The following is a 17,273-nucleotide window of genomic DNA, read 5'->3' on the forward strand; positions in this document are numbered from 1 at the left end:
GATAAGGTTTTATCACGCACAATTTACTGTGATAAATGACGGATTCAATCTTTATTTTCTTTTTAGATTTTGATCATCAAAAGCAGGCAGTACGTCCTGTAAACCTGGAGTTACGTCCTAACCTCTTTTCAAATCATTGTTTACCAATAAAATACTTCGAATATTCGTCACCGTCATTAAACGTATTCTAGTTACGTCATTTTGGCTTATAAAATTAATCGAACAAAAAAATGAAGAAAAAATTAATGCTTTCAAAGGGCAAAATTTTGTTTTGCCTTATTCTCTCATCCCTTATGATACAGTCTTGTAAGAAGGATCTTCTAATTCCCGGTCAGGGAAGTTTAGATCGAAATCTAAAAAGTATTAATGAGGCCAGGCAACATTTCGACCGGAACCTGGCAAAAAGCAAAGGCAATGACGATCTGAATCCCTATCTAAAAACAAAAGTACCTGTATGGAAAAATGCCTATTTCGCTTCTGTTGATGGCAACATCGTGCTTAAAGTGCCTTTAAAATTTGACAATATTTATTGGGTGTTAAACGAGAAGACCCGCGCAACAATGCCGTATGACAATTTGAATTACCTTTATTTTTATAAGGATTCTGCTGCCAATATCAAAACAGAATGGGTCAGTCTGTTCCCAGATTCAGCCTGGGCATATGGAAATAGGCAAACCTATACAGGCCGGGCAGTAATCAGAGATTGGGATGGGAATTTGTTAAAGGCCTATTCTTATCAAAATGGCGAACGGCCCGTTTCTTATAGTGTTAAACCAGCAGCAAAGGCGAATTGGATCAATAAAGCATCTTTCGGAAAGGGAAAAATAATGTCTGCAGAAACAGAACAGCCATTAACCGGACTTACTTGCTGGTCGCAACCTATAACCAGATGTACTACCTGTCCAGTGGTACAAACGGCGCCTTCTAACGGTAACACCTGCGCTCCACCAGGGCAAACAACCACCGTATGTAATGTTATTGGCTATGATGTAAATTGTGTTTCAAGCCCGTTTTATCCTACACCAGAAAGCTCACTTCCATCCGGCGGAAATAATTCAGGCAATGGAGGTGCACCTCCTAGTGGAGGCGCTGGTGATAGCGGAAATGCTTACCCACCACATGCCCCTTGCAGCCCTACAGCTACCAAGGCATATCAAGGCCCCAACGGTCTTATAATACCCTGTTTTGTGACCATGCCTGCAAAACCATTTATTCCGGTAGATGACAATCCAGACGATCCAGCTGAAGGAAATACATCCTACCAGCTTACCGCGGAAGATGTAGAAATAATAAATACGGTTAGGACAGAAAATGCCGAAGCAGATGCCTTTATCAACAATCCAACTGATTGTTATGGGACAAACCGGATGGGCAATGTAAAATTTAGAGGGACAATTGAGCATTGGATGATCCAGTATGAGTATTTAGTGGAGCACCCTTTTGATGGGAAACGGGAATATTCAATTCCCGGTAGTGGACCAACTGGTGGCCGCGGCTTTGCCGATATTGTAAATACCGGTTCTAGCGAAATGTTTGAAATTAAACCTAATTCAATATCAACAACTGTTGCTCAGACTGAAGTTGACAATTACATTGACCACGCAGAACGCAGCTGCCCTCCTCTTACAGGAAAGTGGCAAAGAGGATATAACTATCCAACAAAAGTTTGGCCTCACCCTACACAAATAGGTAAATTTTTGAAAGTCGAACTGGCTGCAGAGGGAGTGATTAAGTACGAACCTATTGAAGCATATGAGTCTCCATATACCTTGCCGGTATTTATGCCTGAAACCTATGCAAAAAAGCTGATGAATTTCGTGCAGTCACTCGCGCAAAACACGGCCAACTTAGAAGCGAAAATAGTGATGTATTTAAGGCAGCATCCCGAAATGGTGACTTATATTAAAGCCGCGGCCATTGGTGTGGTAATAGCAACAATTGTTGAAGATATTGCTACATTAGGAGCGGGTATTGCAGACGATTGGGCAAGTTTTATTATTGCAAGAACCATGTGGCGTTTGGCTGCTGCCATATAGAACTAACTCAAAGATATTAAACCGAACTAAAAATGGGATTGATAGAAATCGATATGTGGGCTAATTTATTAAAAAGGTATTTTAGCCTGGAAACATCAACAGAATTTTTAAATCTTGCCGATACGCAACTCTCTTCAATTTTTGAAAGAGAAACCGGCATAAAAATACAGCATAAAAACCGCTTAAGGTGGGCTAGTGATGAAGGCATTGTTTTGCAGAGTGCAATTCTCATGCGATCTAAGGAAACCAGCGAGATTCTAAGGTTTGCTGGAGGAAGACCTCAACTTTTTTCCAGAATCTCTTCTAAATTAGTCCTTCAGCATAGATATTTGGATGTAAACATCTGCTGGACCACTAAAAGCGGAATAATTTATACACTGGGTTCAACCAGTATTGACCCAGCGGATATAGAATTTTGGTTTGAAGGACTTGATATAGAGAAATGCCAGCGTTACAACAATCCCGATTTAGCTAACCTGATTGTATGGCCTGATCTTTTTGTTGAAGAGTTACAAAATAAGCTTGACGTAAACATGAGTGTTCCGTTTGCAACCTGCATGAACGCTCAGTTGACGCCTATTTTCGAAAATACATCGGGTTTAAAAGTGAAAAACCTTGTTGTACTACTTATTGATAAAGACCGTCCATTTCAACACGAAAAAGCCGAAACAAGTAAAATATCTATCGCGCTGGGTGTATATGACCACGTTAATAGCATTGATATTCTATGGAAATCAAAATCGGGAAGAATTTATGATATAGCAGATGAAGACATCAATTGCAATGATATTGAATTTTCGTTTGGAAACCTAAATATTGTCGAATATCATAAACAAGCTAATCCTTATGGCAACCAATTACCTTTTAAGCTAAAAGACTTAAGCTATAAACTTACCGTTAACCGGATTCAGCTTGAATGCTACATTACTTTAACAGTAAAAGCTAGTGAAGCAAAGAATGCAGATCAATACGCTTCAGGCATGGAAAATTTTATTGCAGCGTATAACGAGAAAGCATTAAAAAGTAAAAACAGTGGCGTTATACACAATTGTAACTATAGCATTAAAGAAAATACAATCGATTTCCATATTGATTTAGGAAGCGTTGGTGCCGATTTTTTCAAAAAACTATTCAAATATCTCTCCGAGTTAAATGTCTTTGAAGAGGTTACGGTTGATTAGAAGGATCACTCAGGTCTTTTAAATGCCAACACAACAAACTAGGCTTAATAAACAGGGCGTTCAGTAAATCGAAAGCCCTGTTATTTTATAAGATTTCCCTACCACCCTAAATAATACTTAGGATCTAACCACACCGGCCTGTCGAGCCCAAAATAATCCTGCAGCATTTTTTCTGCCACACAGAAAGCACCTTCTACCCATCCCTGCTGATCAGAATATGCCTCGCCTATAATATGGATCTGCTCATCTTCCACCGGCTTACGCATGTATGGCATCACGCTTTCTACCGAATAACCTGCTTTCCAGGCATGGTACCCGGCACCAAAAGGTTCGTCCGTCCAATCTCTGAAATAGGTTACATAAGGTTCGGGGATGGTTACCTCCGGCCCGTGCAGTTCGCGCAGCTGGGTCATTAATTCATCTACCATTAATTTAGTGGCCTGCACGCTATCCAGTTGATGCAGTTCTTTTAAAGAGGCCGATTTAGCAGGTTTCACTTCGAAAAGCAATTTGTCATCGGTAAGCGCTTTCCAGAAGGTTTCTGTTTCCATATCACCATAACTGCCCAGTAACATGGAGTTATTGGTTTCAGGATCGGTACCGAAATAATAACATTGCCTCATCGGTAAATCGGTAATCGAGTGACCTGAATCGATGCCTAAATCTTTCCACCATGGGTATTGGAAACCCATTAATATTTTAAAAGCAGGCTCCATAATTACCGAACGGATATTATAATTGAGGTATGAATTTTCGTTTACATTGAAAAAGAAATTCTCCTGATCCAGCAGCTCAAGCGATTTCCTCGGCATGGCCAGTATGAGCGTATTCGCATATACATTCCAGGTGGTATTGGTTTCGAGATTTAAAAAAGTAAGCTGGTATTTATGGGTACTTACCAAAGGATGTGTTTTGGTAAAAGTAAGCAGCTTATTTTTCGACCAGATGCAGGCACCCTCATGATCGGTATAGGCATTGGCTACTGCATAAGCAATGCTGTCGTAACCTTCTTCGATGGTTTTGTAAATTGTTCCGGCAGTAAAATCGCCCACCATGTAAGGAAAAGCTTCAGCGGAGTTCCAGTTAATGGTATTCGAATAATAACCGCCTGCATTGGCTAAAAATTCATAACCTTCCTGCGAAACCTGGTCTTTAATTAAATTCCAGAAACCCAGGTCGTTTACTTTACGTTTGTCGTACGGCGAGTTAGGAAAATTGTAAACCAGTTTAGGTTTAATATCATCCCAATCTACACTTGTTAATTCAAAAGAGTAATCGTACACCGAGGCTCCCTTGATGATTTTTTTTCCATAAGTTTCGGCCACGTAAGGATCTGCCATTAAAACTTCGTAAATAATTTTGTTGAAAAGCTGATCAGAGCTGAATCCGAAATCATCATCATTCAGGTAATAGCGGGTGCTGAGTTTTTCACCTGCTGCCTGTGCAACCGTCCAGGCATCTTGTTTAAAATGCTCTTTCCGAAGGTACATGATCAGTTCTGCCGGACTGCCCATCGGGAATGGAACAGGTGTCATTTTATCTTTCAAAACCGGGATGCGTTTATTCAGATCGGGCTCCGAAAGCGGGTAACCTTCAATCAGGGTAGTTACAATTTCCTGCGAGGTAAGGTAACGCATTCCTCCCAGTTCGCCCCAGAAATTCATCCCCGGCATAATTACTGATTCTAACCTTCCGCCCAGCTTATCGTTCATATCGAAGATTTGTACTTCGCTGGCGGTATATTTTTTATCCGTTACCAAACGGTAAGCGGTATATAAACCGGATGTTCCGGCGCCGATAACGGCTACTTCTAATTTTAAATCAGGCTGCTTTCCTGTATTTAAAGGCGTGTTTTTATTCATTTTAGATGTTTTTTTAAAATGCTTTAAAGTATTTATATCCTAACTGGAATGGTTTAATGTCGAAATCGGTGTGCCCGTCTAATACCAGATCGGCCATAATTTTACCTAAGAAAGGTGTAAATTTTGCCGCCCAGCCTGTAGCGTATAACACAATATTTTTATGGTTGGGCACATAGTTTGGTGCAAAATCAATCAGCAGTTCCTTATTCGGGATTTTGCTCAGGGCAATTAAACAGGTCGAAGTGTATTCAGGTTCAGCTGCCAGGCCTGTCATGTGTTCTTTTACCCAATCAGCCGTATAACCCAATTCCTGCGGATTAGGAATTAATGTCCGGTCAGCTGGCTCTTCAATGGGTTCAATTACAAAGTCTGGTGCCACACGGATGTATTCAGGATGGTCCCAGTCTACCGAAGGAAAACCATAAAACTGATTGCTGTTTTCGCCTATGGCATTCTGGAATACAAACCAGGTTGGATACTGGATATTGGGATCGGTTTTTTTAAAATAAGCCGACGACATGTTCCAATAAGTAGCTTCAATTTTGAAATCGAGCAGATTAATGACACTGTTAATGTAGGGACCGGGAATAATGGACAGTTTTTTGGTGATGTAAATGCCGTTTGGCGTTTCAATTTCAAAAAGTTCACCAATCTGATTTATCTTTAGTACCGGCGAATTTTCTTCCAGCTGCACGGTTTCTTCTTTTTTACAAAGGTTTAAAAGCGTTTCGATGGTGGCTTTAAAATTAATGCTCGCACCATCCGGTTGAAACAATCCGGTATAGGTTTCGGGTAAGTTTTTAAAATGGTATTTTTCTTCAATTTCTTTTGCTGTTAGCGTAGTATAAGGAACATTTAGTGCTTTTAGTGCAGCCTCCGCTTCGGCAATATTCCCTTCAGTTGAGTGTACTGCCGGATCTCCGAACCATAGCGTTCCTACTTTATCGAGCAACGAAGTACCGGTCTCTTTTTCCAGCTCGTCCCAATAAGGTTGCGCATCCAAAGCCATCTGCACCATATATTCATCCGGGTACGGGATGCGGAACTGGCGCGATACGCCGGCAGAACTGCCCAACTGGTTTACAAAAGTAAATTGCTCGAGTACCAGGGTGCTGGCCTTTCGTTTGCCGAGCTGAAAGGCCGTAGCTAAGCCTATGGCGCCTCCGCCAATAACGATTACATCGTAGTTTTCTGTTTTCATAAATTCTGTTTGTTTGGTATGGTTGTTTGGAACAGGTAAGAAGGATATAATTACCCGGGCCAGCCGGATATCTGTTTTTCCTCCTGTGAGGTATATCATTAAAGCAGCAGGAATGTTGGTGGGATGAGCGTGTACATGGGAGATTAATTTAACGTATAGAGAGCTGAAAAATATTCCTGATTGGTTTGGATTACACCAAAACTAAACAATTAAGCCCCCATTTTTTATACTCAGATTTAAGTATTTTAAGGATCAGATTATACCGGTATCAACCTCTTCCGGATTAAAATGATAATATAAAAAAATAATCCAAATAAAAAACAGTATTAAAACGGTTTTTTCTACCTCTTCAAGGCGCTATCTTTAGGTTACGCATTACAAATCAACGCAATAGAAAATTACCGCTCCATCGTGAACCATACTATTTGTACCAGCTATACCCCTGTTTACTACCGGCACAAGCCCGGTTGGTATGGCGGCATCCTGCTTTGCCCTATATCAGAAAATGGTTAACCAAACAAGAAAAAACATCCCACATGAACCATCTAAATCCCACTCCCAAATGCTGCTGCAATGCTCCTGCAGTGCAACAGGCAGTTGTACCGCCTCCGGTACCTGCTAAAACCAAAACCATGCTTCAATCGTTCTTTTCTACCTTGCTGAGCATACTTATTGCCTTTTTTCCAAAATGCCCCATGTGCTGGGCAGCATACATGAGTATGTTCGGCTCTCTCAGTATTGCCAGACTACCGTATATGGGCTGGCTGCTTCCGGTATTATTTATGATGCTGGGCGTACATATGTTCCTGTTGTTGCGCAGGGCTGCGCGGGTAGGCTATCTTCCGTTTTTCATCAGTCTTTTGGGCGCGCTTTCGCTCATTGCTGCCCGGGTGCTTTTTCCTTCAGAGCAAAGCCTGCTAATGGTAGGCATGGCCTTTATTATCGGTGGCTCATTGCTTAACAGCCTTGCAGCAGGCCGGTTACGCTTTGCATTTGGCAAACAACAAATTACCCAATCATAAACATATCCATTCAAATAAAAAAACCTAACCAATGAAACCAACACTAAAAGTACGTAGGTCGATTCAAAACATTTACAACGATTTTAATAATGGCAAACCCGAGGAACTGGAAAAACTCATGGTGGCCTGGCAGTTTATCAAGGCCTTGCCAGCCGATAATCCCAATTCATTTATGACCCTGGGCGGTTTCCACGGTGAGCCTTTTGTAGGCCGCGGTGCTTACGATGGCAGCTATTGGGGAGGTTATTGCAACCATGGCAATATCCTTTTTCCTACCTGGCACCGAGCGTACCTGCATAAACTCGAAAAAGCACTGCAAAGTGTTCCCGGCTGCGAAAGCGTAATGCTTCCTTACTGGGACCAAACCTACAAAATAACCAAACCTGATGGCAGCAAGGTGTTTTTAGGTGTACCGCCCATCCTTACCGATGAGTATTTTACTTTTTCGAATAATGTAACCATCCCAAATCCATTAAAATCTTTTGTATTGCCGGTGGCATTGCACGATTATGTAGAGGTAAGTTCTTATTCCAAGCCGCAGGGTTACGAAACGGTGCGTTACCCTCTATCGGGTCTGGTGGGCCGGCCTACCGACCGGGCAGCAGCAGAACTCAACAATAGTGCTTACTATATTCCGGGCACCAATACCATCAATGTAAAGCTGACTACTCAATTACTGAATGATAATGTGATAGGCTGGCTGGGCGGTACGGTAGAAATACCAGATCAATTTAATCCCGACAATCCGTTTACGCCTGTCGGCAAATTCAGGGGTGGTGTGTACGACAGTTATAAAAAAAGCTTAGATGCGCCTTGCTATACAGTATTCTCTAACAATACTTCCCGTAGTGAGTGGAACGATCCTAAATACAATAATGTTAATGCGCAATCGCTCGAATCGCCTCATGGCAGTATCCACCTTTCGGTAGGCGGTGTTAATATGCCCGGACAGGATGCCAACCCTAATTCTCCAAATCCCAATGTGCCGTCAAATGCAAACGGCGATATGGGTGAGAATGAAACTGCAGGCCTCGACCCGATTTTCTTCTTCCACCACTGCAATGTAGACCGGATTTTCTGGATGTGGCAGAAAAAACACAACTCGACCACTAATCTAGACCTATCGGTACCGGGCTTCCCTGCCGATCAGCAATATCCGGGAACCAATAATGAAGGCCAGCAACCACCTGTGGGTTACGAACCAGGTGAGCAGCTAACTATGGATTCGCCACTTTTCCCTTTCAAACTCGTGGAAAACGGACAAGAACGTTATTACCGCTCAAGCGATGTTTTCGACATAGAAAACCAGCTGGGTTTTACTTACGAAAGTTTGTCGCTAGATGATACCGATCAGGCAAGTGAACTGAAACTGCAGGCATCTGCACCTCAGGAAGAACACAAAAGCGATAAAGTGCTCACCATAAATGGCATCAACAGGGCCAAAATTAATGGTTCATTTGTGCTTTCTGCTTATGCTACCATAGATGGCGTCAGACATTTCCTTGGCGCTGAACCGGTGCTGAGCAGGTGGCGCGTTGTAGTCTGTAAAAACTGTTTAACACACCTCGAAGTCTCTGCATCTTTCACGCTCTACCAGTTTACGGAGGATGAAATTGCCAGGGCTATTTTTGATGTTCAGATTAACGGCAGATCTGGCAATGAAGCAGAATTTGCCAAGTTCACCGTTGCCAACCAGGCAAACGCCAACAAATTGCTCACCGCCCGTGCACCGGGTAATATGATGCTGATGGCAGATAGCCTTGGAAAGGGACTGGCAGCAGAGGCACCAATGTTAATGAACAGCTCTGCCTTTAACATGCAGGTATCATAAAGCAGATAAATAGAACGGGCTGCCTCCATTGGGGCAGCTTTTTTATTATAGATTTAACATCATAAATATCACCACAATGGATAAAAAAATAAATGTGGCTGTATTGATTTACCCGGGGGTTGAACTGATTGATATGAATGGTCCGCTGGATGTATTTGTAAAAGCGAACCGCTATAACCAGGATAAGTACCATGTATTTACCGTTGCAGAATCTCCCCGAAAAATCAAAAGTGAGCGTTTGGTTGTAAATATTACACCCGACTTTACACTAAAAAATTGTCCGCAACCCGATATCATTGTTATTCCCGGGCAGATCATGCCCGAAGGTAGTGCCTTATCTTTTGGCAGTGGCTCGCCTAAACTGATTAACTGGATTATCGGACAAGCCAAACATCCGGAGGTTGTAATCATGTCGGTTTGTGTTGGTGTTTACATTCTTGCAAAAACGGGATTACTCAGCAAAAAGAATGCAACTACACACTGGGCTGCAATTGAAGATATCCAAAAGGAATATCCTGATATCAGTTTCATTAAAAACGAACGGTATGTAGCAGATGGCAATTTTGTAACAACAGGAGGCGTTACTTCGGGTATTGATGGCGCACTCTACCTTGTCGGCAAACTGGATGGTCTTAAAATTGCACAGGAAGTAGCCGATATTATGGTTTACAACCGGGATGCACCATTACCACCCGACACTATTTTACCTTAAAACATTAACAATAACCAATTGAAAATCAACAATAAATAAAATAACAAAGCCCATTCCCAAAATCGGATGGGCTTTGTTATTTTTATGATCAGGTATCAGTTAAAGAAACGTTTTACCTGGCAACACTGACCATCATTGCTTAGCTGTTGTATTGTTCATCACTTACCGGTTCCATCCAGTTTACCATGCCCTTGTCTGTATTGATATTGATGGCGATGTGAACCATCGATTCGTCAGGAGAAGCACCATGCCAGTGCTTTATACCGGGCAGGATGTTAATTACCTCTCCTGCTGCAAACTTTTGAACGGGTTTCCCTTCCTCCTGATAATAACACACTCCTTCTTTAACTATGAGGATCTGATTGGAGGGATGGGTATGCCAGTTATTGCGGCAACCTTTTTCAAAAGCGACATCGCTGATGTTACAATTGGTTACCTCGTCTGCTGCAACTAAAGTTTTCAAAAAAGCTTTTCCCGAAAAATATTCAGCAGGTACTGCTTTAAAACCTTTATGTTCTAAATCTTCCATTTTTTAATGTTAATTATATTAAATTTCCCTTATTCCAGGTTTCGCCAATGTAGGCACCGGGATTTGTTTACCGTCATTTTAACCTTCTGTGATTCATTCTCGTCCAGAATATTTTCGGGCTGATTATTTGCCTACCCTATTTTGAAGATGCTGAGGATACCTTTCACCCTGAATCGTGATTTTTGATGCCGCAAGCTCAATTTTTTCCAAATCTGCATTTGTTAATATTACTGCCGCTCCACCTACATTTTCCTGTAGACGATGTAATTTGGTGGTACCCGGAATAGGCGCAATAAAAGTTTTTTGGGCAAGCAACCAGGCCAGCGCAATTTGTGCCGGGGTGGCTTCCTTCTCAGCAGCAATAGCCTTTAACAAATCAACCAAAGTTTGATTGGCTTTCCTGTTTTCTTCCGAAAAACGCGGAACAATATTCCTGAAATCGTTTTTATCAAAAGTTGTACTTTCGTTAATGGCTCCGGTTAAAAATCCTTTTCCCAACGGACTAAAAGGTACAAAACCAATGCCCAGTTCTTCCAAAGCCGGAAGGATCACCTGTTCAGGTTCGCGGAAGAACAAAGAATATTCACTTTGCAAAGCCGTTACAGGTTGTACAGCGTGTGCCTTACCTATACTTTCTACACCGGCTTCAGAAAGGCCGAAATGTTTCACCTTACCTTCAGCAATTAAATCTCTTACTGTTCCGGCAACCTCTTCAATCGGTACATTTGGATCAACCCTGTGCTGGTAAAACAGATCGATATAATCGGTTTGCAAAAATTTTAGCGAATTTTCTACCACTTTCCGGATTCTTGCCGGACTACTGTCTAAACCTTTAGTAGAATCGCCATCCAGAAAGCCAAATTTGGTAGCAATCACTACTTTATCCCTGAAAGATTTTACAGCTTTTCCCACTAAGGTTTCATTTCCACCCTGGCTGTAAGCTTAGGCAGTATCAAAAAATGTAATACCCAAATCGTAGGCATTTCTGATCAATTCAATGGCTTCTTTTTCATCCGTTGCAGGGCCATAACCAAAAGTTAAACCCATGCAACCTAAACCTAATGCGGAAACTTCTAAGCCGCTATTTCCTAATATTCTTTTTTCCATGTCGATTCTGATTAATTTCCTAATATAAATTATTTCCTGCCGGCGATAACAAAGTTCGGCATCGTAGCTATTAAAACACTTACACAGATTACTGAAAGAGATACCATTATTACTGAATACGTTCCCGAATTAAACATGTAACCACTATCCGGTAAATATCAATTTCACCATAGCCCTGCAAAAAGCCGGTACCTCACATATTATGCACAGAACGGTCACGGTTTTTCAGCCCGTTTCTAATAATGAAGACCAGCAAAATCAGCATAACGATGTAGCAGGCATAAACTATCAGTTTCTGATCTGGCTGGTGTTGGTTGGCTACAGAAATGGCAAACAATGCCCAGATTCCTACTGTGGCAAACTCGCGGAGATTTCTGGTCAGCACCATAACTACATTAACAAGGCCTGCCACCCCGATCATTGCAACTGCCCAGTAATCCTCCCTGATCCCCCAGCCATCCCAACCGATTTTGGTGAGGTATGCAGAAACATTTGCAATCAGCGCAACTGTTACCCAGCCTGCATAAATGGCAAAAGGCCAGTATATTAAAAGATATTCTTTTAGCGGATGCGCATCAAGTTCCATTCTTGTACCCGTAATAATTGCAAGCAGGCTGATGAGCAGAATGACCATAATAACAACAGACAGGCCTAAATAATCGTTTAGCCAGGCTATAACCCAAAATGAATTTGCCAGACAGGAGAGCACAAACCACCAGCTGATTTTACTTACAATTGCTATGATTTTAGCCTCTTTTCTGTTGATTATCGAGTAGCATACAAAGCCAAGCAATCCCAAATAAATCAGCCCCCATATCGAAAAGGCAAAACCGGCTGGTGTAAAATAACTGGCATACCGGTCAGAGATCACCTTCATTGTATTTCCGTTCAGTTCTCCTGCGTTGGAAAAATAATTTATCCCTATGGTAAGGATAAGTGCAGTTGCATTTGCTATTGGCAAATATTTAGTAAGCTGTTTCATCAGGGGTCAAATCGGTGGCTGAAATATCATAGTTAAATGATAAGTCTTAAAAATGGAAATTGTTTGGTTTGGTGTCAAGACTTTTTATTTAAAACAGATTAAAGGAAAACACTACAAATACCTGATTGATAAAATTGGCAGATTCTTTTTTCAGCCTGTGCCTGATGAGGCCATTTTATGTCAATCGCGTTTATTATATTTGGAAATCATAAAACGCAACTCATTTAAAAACGACTGTATCCATATCCAGGAAAGAGGTATAATTTTTCAGGATACAGCTAAAATTCCGAAACAATGATATCTGTGGACGAATACGATTTTTTCTGGTGAGCGTTAGAATTCACTATAATCAGCATTAAACCTTATGAGCCACAATCTAAAAAAGTTTCTCTTAAAATCTGTTATTGTACTTGCGCTAATACACCTGGCTTACTTTATATATGGTTATTTTAAGTTTGCGGGTATAGGGAAGATTAATATTTACACAGAATTTTACCGTTTCAAGTTTTACGACGATGTGTCTATTTCCCATTTCTTCGTAACCGGTATATTTTTACTGACCATTCTTATTTTACTGATCCGTAATTATTCCAGGCAACAGTACAACATCCCCAATCTGATTAAAATCGGCGCTGTGCTGCTTCCGGTAGTCTTTTTATCGTTAACCTTCTTTATAAGTTACAGTTTCGGGCTGAATGCTAAACTCAGACAGGAATTACCAGAAAAAAACTTCAATGCTGATAAAAGGTTGTTAAATGTTTTAAATCCTTTTTTATACCCAGGCTCTGCCTACAATTCGGAAACATTATTTAATGTGACCAACATCCTGTATCCGAAGCCCTATCCTGTAATTAAGGTAATGGATACTGTTTTTTACGACCCGGCAGATAAGGAATCTTTTAGCCTGCAATCTGCATATTACAGTATTGATACCTTAAAAATGCTTACTTCAGGTTACGAAAAGTTAAAAAGCGCAACCAACACTGCCGATGAATTGTTCGGCTTTGACCAGAAAGAATTACAGAAAAGAATCATAACAAAAACGTTAAGAAAAGACAGCACCGAAATAATATTTAAAGGAGCTGAAGTTAACCCGCAATACGACGATAGCATTTGCATTTTTCTCGAAAACAAGACGCTGATCAGTCCGGTTAATGACGAAAGTGTAGCAAAACAACAGCGTCAAAATGCGATAGACCGATATAAGCTGCTTTATAAATTAAATAAAGATTCTTTACTTCAATCGTTTAAAAAGCTGGATACGTTGTTGAAAAAATACAACATAGAATCGTCTGTTAATCCTGTAGCCCTTAACCAGGATGTTTTTCGTTTTCGGGATAAAGATCAGGACCAGCTAGACCAGATGAGGAATAACTTCGACCGGAATGCATTAACCGAAAAAATTAACACCCTGAACCGTTTATTCTACCAGCCCGGATACTTTCATTCCTCCATCAGGGAGATTTTCTTTATCGTACTGTTCTCGACCTGGCTTTTCGGGTTCGTAATTTTTGTGATTTCAACATATATCCGTAAACCGAAACAATCAATGCCAGAGCCGATAAGTTAATAGAAATTTCAGCGGTTAAACTGGTAGAAAAAACGGGACAACCTTTTCATTTGGTAGCGCAAGTAGTGTACTTACAGCACACATACTTCAAATGCGCCATAGCTCACCATTTCTGCATTGTGTGAAACGCGTAGATTCAGTTTCAGTTTTTCAATAATACCCTTTGCGGTTTCAATCGCATCGTGGATATTGCTTACTCCCCTTACTTCTATACCCCTGCCCATTACTTTGAACTTGTTCGGTTCAAACTTATCAATGAATTTCTGAAGGTCTTTTGACAATGTATTAATCGTGCTCATTATTTATATTTTCCATAACAATGCCTTTTATCCATCATTTGTTTTACCTTTTTTTAAAATTCTCACTCCTAAAAAAACTGTTCTGCCATTTTATGCAGCCCTGCCACTCTTTCTGATCTGGTAAAGCATATACGGCAGAAATGAAAAAGCACGACAGCGTGACCGCTACCGTGCCTGGATAAATACGATATCGAATAAATAATTAAAACTGCGGCAGTTTAGGTTTTGTGCCCATAATTTCTTCAACCTGCTCTAAAACCTTAGCGGTAAGCAGCGGAACCACCTCGAGGGCAGTTAAATTTTCTTTCAGCTGTGTTCCTTTTGAAGCTCCAAGGATAACAGAACTTACATTCGGATTTTTCAGGCACCAGGCAAGCGAAAATTTGGCCAGCGAAACATTAAGCTGATCAGCAACTTCCTGCAGTTTCTCCACTTTTTTAAGTCTGTCTGCCTGCAGCACATTATCTTTCAGCCAACCCAGTTTTGCATCTGCCAAACGGGTATCCTTTACATCTCCTTTTGTGTACTTGCCTGATAGTAAGCCTGATGCTAAAGGCGACCATATGGTTGTACCCAGGCCATGATCCCTAAAAAGCAGCAGAAAGTCATCTTCAAGTTTTTTTCTTTCGAAAAGGTTATATTGTGGCTGTTCCATTGTCGGACCAACTAAACGATAATCTTTCGCAATGCCAATGGCCTCCGTAATTTCAGCCGCACTCCATTCTGAGGTTCCCCAATACAGAATTTTACCCTGTTGAATTAAGGTATTCATTGCCAGTACGGTTTCCTCAATGGGTGTATTTTTATCCGGCCGGTGGCAAAAGTATAAATCCAGGTAATCAACCTGAAGCCTCTTTAATGCGCCATGGCAGGCTTCCGTTACATGTTTACGCGAAAGCCCCGTCTGATTTGGGCCTTTGTTCTCGGTACCAAAGAATACCTTACTCGATACGACGAACGATTCGCGCTCCCAACCCTGAGATTTAAGGATTTTCCCCATTACGAGTTCCGATTTCCCTTCGGCATAACCTTCAGCATTGTCGAAAAAGTTGACGCCTGCATCGTAAGCAATCCCCATTAACTCATCTGCAACCTTATCGCTGATCTGGGCACCAAAAGTTAGCCAACTGCCCAGCCCCAGGGCACTCACCTGTAAGCCCGATTTACCTAATCTTCTATATTCCATATGGATGTTTTTAATTCAAATTTATTTTACCATAAACCAGAAAAGAGATCACAATGTTTCATTCTGATTCTATTTTACATGGATCTGAAGAAATTCAGTATGAGCTTGTTTTACTGCTTTCTCCGGATTTTGAAAAGCATTTTTCTAAGTATCGCGAAACCATTGGTGAGCCTGTGTTTTTTGGTTACGATAGGAATACTTAAAATGGCCAGCAGTGAGATACAGGCAGAAATACCCAGGGCGCCCCCATAGCCAGTAAAAAAACGGCTTGTATTGAGAAATATAATACAGAACACAGTGCCTGCCAGCCCAATAAGCCAGTAATTAGATACCAGGCGACTGGAAACCATGCCGATAAAGGATGAACCGATAAAAACCAGCGGTATGTTTTTTACGATATAAGGATCAGTGATGTGTGGGAAGAAGTGAAAGAAAAGTGCTACGCCAAGGGATAACATGGCCGATGAACGGACCGGCCCCTGCCCTAACCCCTCATTGAGGTAAAAGGTAAGCATGGCGCCAAAAAAGCCTACCAGTAACAATATTGCGCCATTAAGCATAGGCAGAAATCAGATAATAAATAAAGGAAGTAATTACCACACCTGCAAAAGCCAGTGTTCCAAGCTTGCCCCCAACCCCCGAAAAAAGGCTTTTGGAAACAATAATGAGTATTGCCGTAAAGAAACTGGCAGTGAGCACAAATACGATATTTGGCGCAACTGCTGTGCTCGACATCCCGATAAATGCACCGCAGTAAACTGCTGCCGGGAGCTGCCGGAGATACTCAGAACTTTTTTTGAATACCGGAAGGAAAGAAGCTGTAAAACCAACGGCCGAAGCAGAGATAACCGGCCCGAGAGACAGGTAATGGTTGAGGTAAAAAGAGGAAACTGCACCGATGGGGATCCAGCATACCACTAAAACGTGTTCGTACTGGTGTTCGTGGTGGTGCAGCTGCCCGCGTAAATAAGCCACCAGGATCAACGGGCAGATGACCAGTATTGAAATAACAGACCACCACGACTGCAGATGTTCACGAAAAATGGCAAACAAAAAAATAACCTGGATGGCTAAAAGGAATATAATCGAAATTTTCCTGCTCAACTTTCTGGTGTTCATGTAGCAAAACGGCGTAACTTTTTTTTTTGCAAATTTACTAAAAAAGGATGATGCAGTTAAAAGCAAAGCGCCTCTCCAAATTTTTTGGTAGCATATGCTTTATAAATGTTATTAGCCCGCTGGATCTGTTCCTGAGATATATTTTCATCCTTCATCACTTTGCTTCCTTCCAGTACGCGGTATGCCCGGCCATCTTCGATATAAATGCGGTATTCTGTTTTAATTGTTTCGCCCGCTGCCGGCCCGCCTTCAATCATTTCAAAACAGAATACAGGTTTTCCTGCACGGTAGAAATAACTGGTTGTCCACGATCCGTCACCAATAAAACCCGATTCAGTTATTTTAACAATGGTTTTACCCTCAAAAAAATAATCTACCCTTCCCTCTTCCACACAACCGGCCTTTTCATATTTATAATGCTGCTGGCTCAGTTTAAGCGCGTTTATCCGGTTATACTCTTTACGTATGGCTGCAATTGTCGGATCATTTTGCGCAAAGGCCTGTCCGCACAGCAAAAAAGAAAAAATGAACAATAAGTTTTTGTAAAATTTCATAGGGTTGAAATGAGCTGATGTTTAATTTCCGAAATTGTTATCGTTGCAAATTTAACATCCTCCGGTTCTTTTTCTAACTAAA

Annotated in this window: 17 protein-coding genes and 1 pseudogene; 7 read left to right on the plus strand and 11 right to left on the minus strand. The window is 41.3% G+C overall.

Features of this window, described 5'->3' with window-relative positions; translation table 11 throughout:
* The first annotated feature begins 230 nt into the window (after window positions 1–230).
* Together ABD769_RS09360 and ABD769_RS09365 are read left to right on the plus strand one after the other, a co-directional pair.
* The gene (locus ABD769_RS09360) at window positions 231–2,036 is read left to right on the plus strand and encodes a hypothetical protein (protein WP_344851163.1); all 1,806 of its coding nucleotides are present in this window, start codon (window positions 231–233) and stop codon (window positions 2,034–2,036) included.
* A gap of 32 nt (window positions 2,037–2,068) precedes the next feature.
* Window positions 2,069–3,217: a hypothetical protein gene (locus tag ABD769_RS09365; protein ID WP_344851164.1), complete on the plus strand. Its 1,149-nt coding sequence runs from the start codon at window positions 2,069–2,071 to the stop codon at window positions 3,215–3,217.
* Window positions 3,218–3,315: 98 nt separating this feature from the next.
* On the opposite strand, the gene ABD769_RS09370 is transcribed toward ABD769_RS09365, so the two are convergent.
* A complete protein-coding gene (locus ABD769_RS09370) occupies window positions 3,316–5,079 on the minus strand; it encodes a flavin monoamine oxidase family protein (protein WP_344851165.1) in 1,764 nt (587 codons plus the stop codon).
* 13 nt (window positions 5,080–5,092) lie between these two features.
* Window positions 5,093–6,379 (minus strand): FAD-dependent oxidoreductase, encoded by a 1,287-nt coding sequence (locus tag ABD769_RS09375; RefSeq protein WP_344851166.1) that lies wholly within the window; start codon window positions 6,377–6,379, stop codon window positions 5,093–5,095.
* A gap of 437 nt (window positions 6,380–6,816) precedes the next feature.
* Between ABD769_RS09375 and ABD769_RS09380 the strand changes: the two genes are divergently transcribed.
* From ABD769_RS09380 to ABD769_RS09390, 3 genes are all read left to right on the plus strand, one after another.
* The gene (locus ABD769_RS09380) at window positions 6,817–7,302 is read left to right on the plus strand and encodes a hypothetical protein (protein ID WP_344851167.1); all 486 of its coding nucleotides are present in this window, start codon (window positions 6,817–6,819) and stop codon (window positions 7,300–7,302) included.
* Window positions 7,303–7,333: 31 nt separating this feature from the next.
* Entirely contained in the window at window positions 7,334–9,133 is a 1,800-nt protein-coding gene (locus ABD769_RS09385) for a tyrosinase family protein (RefSeq protein WP_344851168.1), read from the plus strand.
* 76 nt (window positions 9,134–9,209) lie between these two features.
* Window positions 9,210–9,845 carry a DJ-1/PfpI family protein gene (locus ABD769_RS09390; protein ID WP_344851169.1) on the plus strand — a complete coding sequence of 212 codons (636 nt, stop codon included), beginning with the start codon at window positions 9,210–9,212 and terminating at the stop codon, window positions 9,843–9,845.
* Window positions 9,846–9,984: 139 nt separating this feature from the next.
* Here the strand turns inward: ABD769_RS09390 and ABD769_RS09395 are convergent, their stop codons facing one another.
* The 4 genes and pseudogenes from ABD769_RS09395 to ABD769_RS09405 all read right to left on the minus strand — a co-directional run bounded on the left by ABD769_RS09395 (window position 9,985) and on the right by ABD769_RS09405 (window position 12,463).
* The gene (locus ABD769_RS09395) at window positions 9,985–10,374 is read right to left on the minus strand and encodes a cupin domain-containing protein (protein ID WP_344851170.1); all 390 of its coding nucleotides are present in this window, start codon (window positions 10,372–10,374) and stop codon (window positions 9,985–9,987) included.
* Between the two features lie 123 nt (window positions 10,375–10,497).
* Window positions 10,498–11,301 (minus strand): annotated as a pseudogene (locus ABD769_RS09400) (aldo/keto reductase); the annotation flags it as partial.
* A gap of 15 nt (window positions 11,302–11,316) precedes the next feature.
* The gene (locus ABD769_RS25055; protein ID WP_486357899.1) at window positions 11,317–11,481 is read right to left on the minus strand and encodes an aldo/keto reductase; all 165 of its coding nucleotides are present in this window, start codon (window positions 11,479–11,481) and stop codon (window positions 11,317–11,319) included.
* A 193-nt stretch (window positions 11,482–11,674) separates the two neighbouring features.
* Window positions 11,675–12,463 carry a hypothetical protein gene (locus ABD769_RS09405; RefSeq protein ID WP_344851171.1) on the minus strand — a complete coding sequence of 263 codons (789 nt, stop codon included), beginning with the start codon at window positions 12,461–12,463 and terminating at the stop codon, window positions 11,675–11,677.
* Window positions 12,464–12,515: 52 nt separating this feature from the next.
* On the opposite strand from ABD769_RS09405, the gene ABD769_RS09410 reads away from it, so the two are divergent.
* Window positions 12,516–12,761 carry a hypothetical protein gene (locus tag ABD769_RS09410; RefSeq protein WP_344851172.1) on the plus strand — a complete coding sequence of 82 codons (246 nt, stop codon included), beginning with the start codon at window positions 12,516–12,518 and terminating at the stop codon, window positions 12,759–12,761.
* A gap of 66 nt (window positions 12,762–12,827) precedes the next feature.
* Window positions 12,828–14,033 carry a hypothetical protein gene (locus ABD769_RS09415; RefSeq protein WP_344851174.1) on the plus strand — a complete coding sequence of 402 codons (1,206 nt, stop codon included), beginning with the start codon at window positions 12,828–12,830 and terminating at the stop codon, window positions 14,031–14,033.
* A gap of 71 nt (window positions 14,034–14,104) precedes the next feature.
* On the opposite strand, the gene ABD769_RS09420 is transcribed toward ABD769_RS09415, so the two are convergent.
* The 5 genes from ABD769_RS09420 to ABD769_RS09440 all read right to left on the minus strand — a co-directional run bounded on the left by ABD769_RS09420 (window position 14,105) and on the right by ABD769_RS09440 (window position 17,191).
* Window positions 14,105–14,332: a hypothetical protein gene (locus tag ABD769_RS09420; protein ID WP_344851175.1), complete on the minus strand. Its 228-nt coding sequence runs from the start codon at window positions 14,330–14,332 to the stop codon at window positions 14,105–14,107.
* 202 nt (window positions 14,333–14,534) lie between these two features.
* Window positions 14,535–15,518, minus strand: coding sequence for a potassium channel beta subunit family protein (locus ABD769_RS09425; RefSeq protein WP_344851176.1), 984 nt, complete (start codon window positions 15,516–15,518; stop codon window positions 14,535–14,537).
* A gap of 110 nt (window positions 15,519–15,628) precedes the next feature.
* Complete coding sequence (locus tag ABD769_RS09430) at window positions 15,629–16,078, minus strand: hypothetical protein (RefSeq protein WP_344851177.1); 450 nt, start codon at window positions 16,076–16,078, stop codon at window positions 15,629–15,631.
* Entirely contained in the window at window positions 16,071–16,637 is a 567-nt protein-coding gene (locus ABD769_RS09435) for a hypothetical protein (protein ID WP_344851179.1), read from the minus strand. The genes ABD769_RS09430 and ABD769_RS09435 overlap by 8 nt, the downstream gene beginning before the upstream one ends.
* 56 nt (window positions 16,638–16,693) lie before the next feature.
* Complete coding sequence (locus tag ABD769_RS09440) at window positions 16,694–17,191, minus strand: hypothetical protein (protein ID WP_344851181.1); 498 nt, start codon at window positions 17,189–17,191, stop codon at window positions 16,694–16,696.
* Window positions 17,192–17,273 lie beyond the last annotated feature (82 nt).

Origin of the sequence: Pedobacter jeongneungensis, from assembly GCF_039538295.1 — a bacterium.
Lineage (GTDB): Bacteria > Bacteroidota > Bacteroidia > Sphingobacteriales > Sphingobacteriaceae > Pedobacter > Pedobacter jeongneungensis.